The sequence below is a fragment of the Mycobacterium sp. TH-M15 genome (assembly GCF_057473705.1).
Window position 1 is genome coordinate 1 of sequence record NZ_JBYCLB010000121.1, and the last position, 3022, is coordinate 3022.

Here is a 3022-nt window from a genome sequence, read left to right on the forward strand (position 1 = left end):
GTGGCCATCGCGTGATAGGCCCGCACCAACTCCTCCATCGCCTGATTCCACTGCGCCTGCCACGCCTGATACGTCATCCCGGTATCACCCTGCCAAGTCGACGACAACGCCACCCGCTCGGCCTGCGCCACCGTGCTACCCATCAACGCCACCTTCGCCCCAAACGCCGACTCCGACGCCACCAACTGCGGAATATGCGCGTCCAACACACTCATCACTGACTCCCATCCGGTCATCAACTAGTCGCATCCCGACGCGGTCCGGTTCCCGGCACGGCTCACCGGCCTCCGAATCGCAGCCAACCCCCCGCGGCCGCACATCCGGGACTATACGCCGGTAATCGGCGGTCGGTAACCCGCAATTGCGGATACATCGTCAAACGAAATCATTAATTGCCGATCACCTCACGCTGTGTATCCGCACCTGCGCGACGATCGGCGGACCCGCCGGCTCAGGCCAGCCGGCGACCCGTCCGCATCCGCCAGCGCATGTCCCACATCAGCGCCTGGAACGGGAGCCGGCGCAGCGGCTTCGGGGTCAGGTTGTTGACCACCCGCAGCACCTCGATCATCGCGTCGAACCCCCGCTGCTTGCCATCGCTCCACGGCAGCCGCATCTCGTCCCGGAACCGTTGCGGCAGAAAGCCGGTGGTGATGAACAGCATCGGCTTCTCGACCAGTTTGTGCAGCGGCCCGGGCAGGGTCACGCCGCGCATCCGGACCGCGGCGATGTCGTACAGGTAATCGCGCACCACGTCATCGATGTGGATGTTGGTGTTGAGCTGCTCCTGCCAGTACTTGTCGAACGCCTCCCGGTCCGGCGGCCACATCTCCTCGCGCACCTGCAGCGCGGTGCCGAGAATCTTGGCTTTCCGATACTGGTCGTCGGCGTCCTCGTCGTCCAGCTCGCCGTAGAACATCCGGTAGACGTCGACCGAGCCCTTGTAGATGCAGGCCGCCACCCACAGCTGCAGCTGGGGATCGAACGCGTTGTACGTCACCGGGCTGTCCTTGGTGGATCGGACCTGCCGGTGCGCGGAATCGACCGCTTCCCGAAAGGCCCTGCGCTCCTCGTCGGTGCCGAGCGCGACCACCGCCAGATAGCCGATCGTGGTGCGCGCCCGTTTGAACGGGTGCAGGTCGGCCCGGCCACTGTCCACCCGGCTCTCCACCACGCCGTGGCCCACGCCGGGCCGGGCCAGCTCCATGATCACGTTCGCCGAGCCTTCCAGCATGGACAGCGCGAACAGCCCGTCGGCCATCGTCATGCCGTGCTTGGACTTCGGGGCGCGTCGTCGGTTCGGGTCCGGCGGCTCGCTGACCGTGCGCTCGACCTGCGGCACGCGGGTGCTGGCTGCCATCTGGTAACCCCTTACCAAAATTGTGAGAACGCTCGTTTCCTGATATTGCCGGATGTCGTGAACCGGTGTCAAGATGACGGCGTGGTTGCGGCCAAGACATCGAGTGCGCGCCCGTACGCCGGCGTCGACGCCGTCGACCGGATGGCCGACCGGCGCGATCGACTGCTCACCGCCGGTCTGGACCTGCTCGGGGCCGATCCTCGCGAGTGGGCCGAGGTCACCGTGCGCGCGGCGTGCCGACGGGCCGGGGTGGCCGTCCGGTACTTCTACGAGAGCTTCGCCGACAAGGACGAATTCGTCAGCGAGGTCTTCGACTGGGTGATCGCCCGGCTCGCCGCCGCCACCCAGTCGGTGGTCGCCGCCGCCGAACCGGAGGAACAGACCCGCGCCGGGATCGCCAACGTGGTTCGGACCATCGCCGGCGACGCCCGGATCGGGCGGCTGCTGTTCAGCGCGCACCTGAGCAACCCCGTCGTGGTCCGCAAACGGGTGGAATCCAGCGCGTTGCTGGCGATGCTCTCCGGCCAACACGCCGTCGCCGCCCTGCACCTGCCGGAGAACGACCGGATCAGGGCCGGCGCCCACTTCGTCGTCGGCGGGGTGGGGCAGACGATCAGCGCCTGGCTCAGCGGCGAGGTGCGCTTCGGCCCAGACCAACTGGTCGACCAGCTGACCGCGCTGCTCGACCGGCTCGCCGATCCGGCCCTCTATCGTGCCTGACGACGTGCTGACCGTCCTGGCTCATTTCCGGCCCGGTCCTGCGGTGGATCTGGTTGCGCCGGAAGCTGGTCGGTTGCGGTTGGTGCAGAAGTTCGGCGTCGGGGTGAACACGGTCGACGTCGACGTCGCCACCGAGCGGGGCATCGCGGTGGCCAACATGCCCGGCGCCAAGTCCGCGTCGGTCGCCGAGGGCACCGTTCTGTTGATGCTGGCTGCGCCGCGTCGGCTGGTCGGCTACGGCAGCGTGGCGCAGCGGGTCGCCCGGATCGTCGAAGCGATGGACGCCACCGTGCTGCACACCAGCACCGCTGACGACGGGCGACCCGGCTGGCGTCCGCTGGCCCACCTGCTGGCCGCGGCCGGGCTGGACGTCTTCGCCGTCGAGCCGGTACCCGCCACCAATCCGCTGCTCGGTCTGGCCATGTGGTGCCGACCCCGCATGTCAGCTGGTACACGACCGACACCATGCGTCGCTATCTGCCGGCGGCGGTCGACACTGCCGCCGGCTGGGGGGCGGCCGGTCACTCACCGAGGTGGTGAACGGACCGGCGGACTGCGCTGCGGCGCGCCGGTGTTAGCGTCTCCGCTGTGAGCAATCCCTGGCTACCGGCCGGTTCTCGGGTGCAGGCCACCGCGGGAACCGAGCGCGAGGTTCTCGAGTCGTTCCTAGGCGACTACCGGGGCATCGTGGTGCGCAAGGCGGCCGGGCTCGCCGAGGCCGACGCCCGGCGCCATCTCGTCTCGTCGGCGACGACGGTGGGCGGGCTGGTCAAGCACCTGCGCTGGGCGGAGTACGGCTGGTTCGAGCAGCTGCTGCAAGGGCAGGTCAACGACAATCGCCGGGCACACGAGCGGGAGTGGGAGTTCACCCACACCGACGAGGATTCCCTGGACGCGCTGATCACCGACTACCGGCAGCAGTGCGACCGGTCCCGGGAGATC

4 protein-coding genes and 1 pseudogene are annotated in these 3022 nt (G+C 68.5%); 3 read left to right on the forward strand and 2 right to left on the reverse strand.

The features are described from left to right. Positions 1–215, reverse strand: a 215-nt coding sequence (locus tag AC2VNT_RS03050; protein WP_486945454.1) for a WXG100 family type VII secretion target, incomplete at its 3' end; no start/stop codon positions are given. 236 nt (positions 216–451) lie between these two features. Continuing rightward, positions 452–1360, reverse strand: coding sequence for an oxygenase MpaB family protein (locus AC2VNT_RS03055; protein ID WP_486945455.1), 909 nt, complete (start codon positions 1358–1360; stop codon positions 452–454). A 141-nt stretch (positions 1361–1501) separates the two neighbouring features. On the opposite strand from AC2VNT_RS03055, the gene AC2VNT_RS03060 reads away from it, so the two are divergent. The 3 genes and pseudogenes from AC2VNT_RS03060 to AC2VNT_RS03070 all read left to right on the forward strand — a co-directional run. Further along, entirely contained in the window at positions 1502–2080 is a 579-nt protein-coding gene (locus AC2VNT_RS03060; RefSeq protein WP_486945457.1) for a TetR/AcrR family transcriptional regulator, read from the forward strand. Between the two features lie 4 nt (positions 2081–2084). Then, positions 2085–2658 (forward strand): annotated as a pseudogene (locus AC2VNT_RS03065) (NAD(P)-dependent oxidoreductase). Positions 2659–2668: 10 nt separating this feature from the next. Further along, positions 2669–3022 (forward strand): mycothiol transferase (locus AC2VNT_RS03070; protein ID WP_486945456.1); only part of this gene is annotated, 354 nt, incomplete at its 3' end.

Excerpts from the sequence above, each read along its gene's own strand:
- AC2VNT_RS03055 (WP_486945455.1), bottom strand. The coding sequence starts at position 1,360 with ATGGCAGCCAGCACCCGCGTGCCGCAGGTCGAGCGCACGGTCAGCGAG.
- AC2VNT_RS03060 (WP_486945457.1), top strand. The coding sequence starts at position 1,502 with ATGGCCGACCGGCGCGATCGACTGCTCACCGCCGGTCTGGACCTGCTC.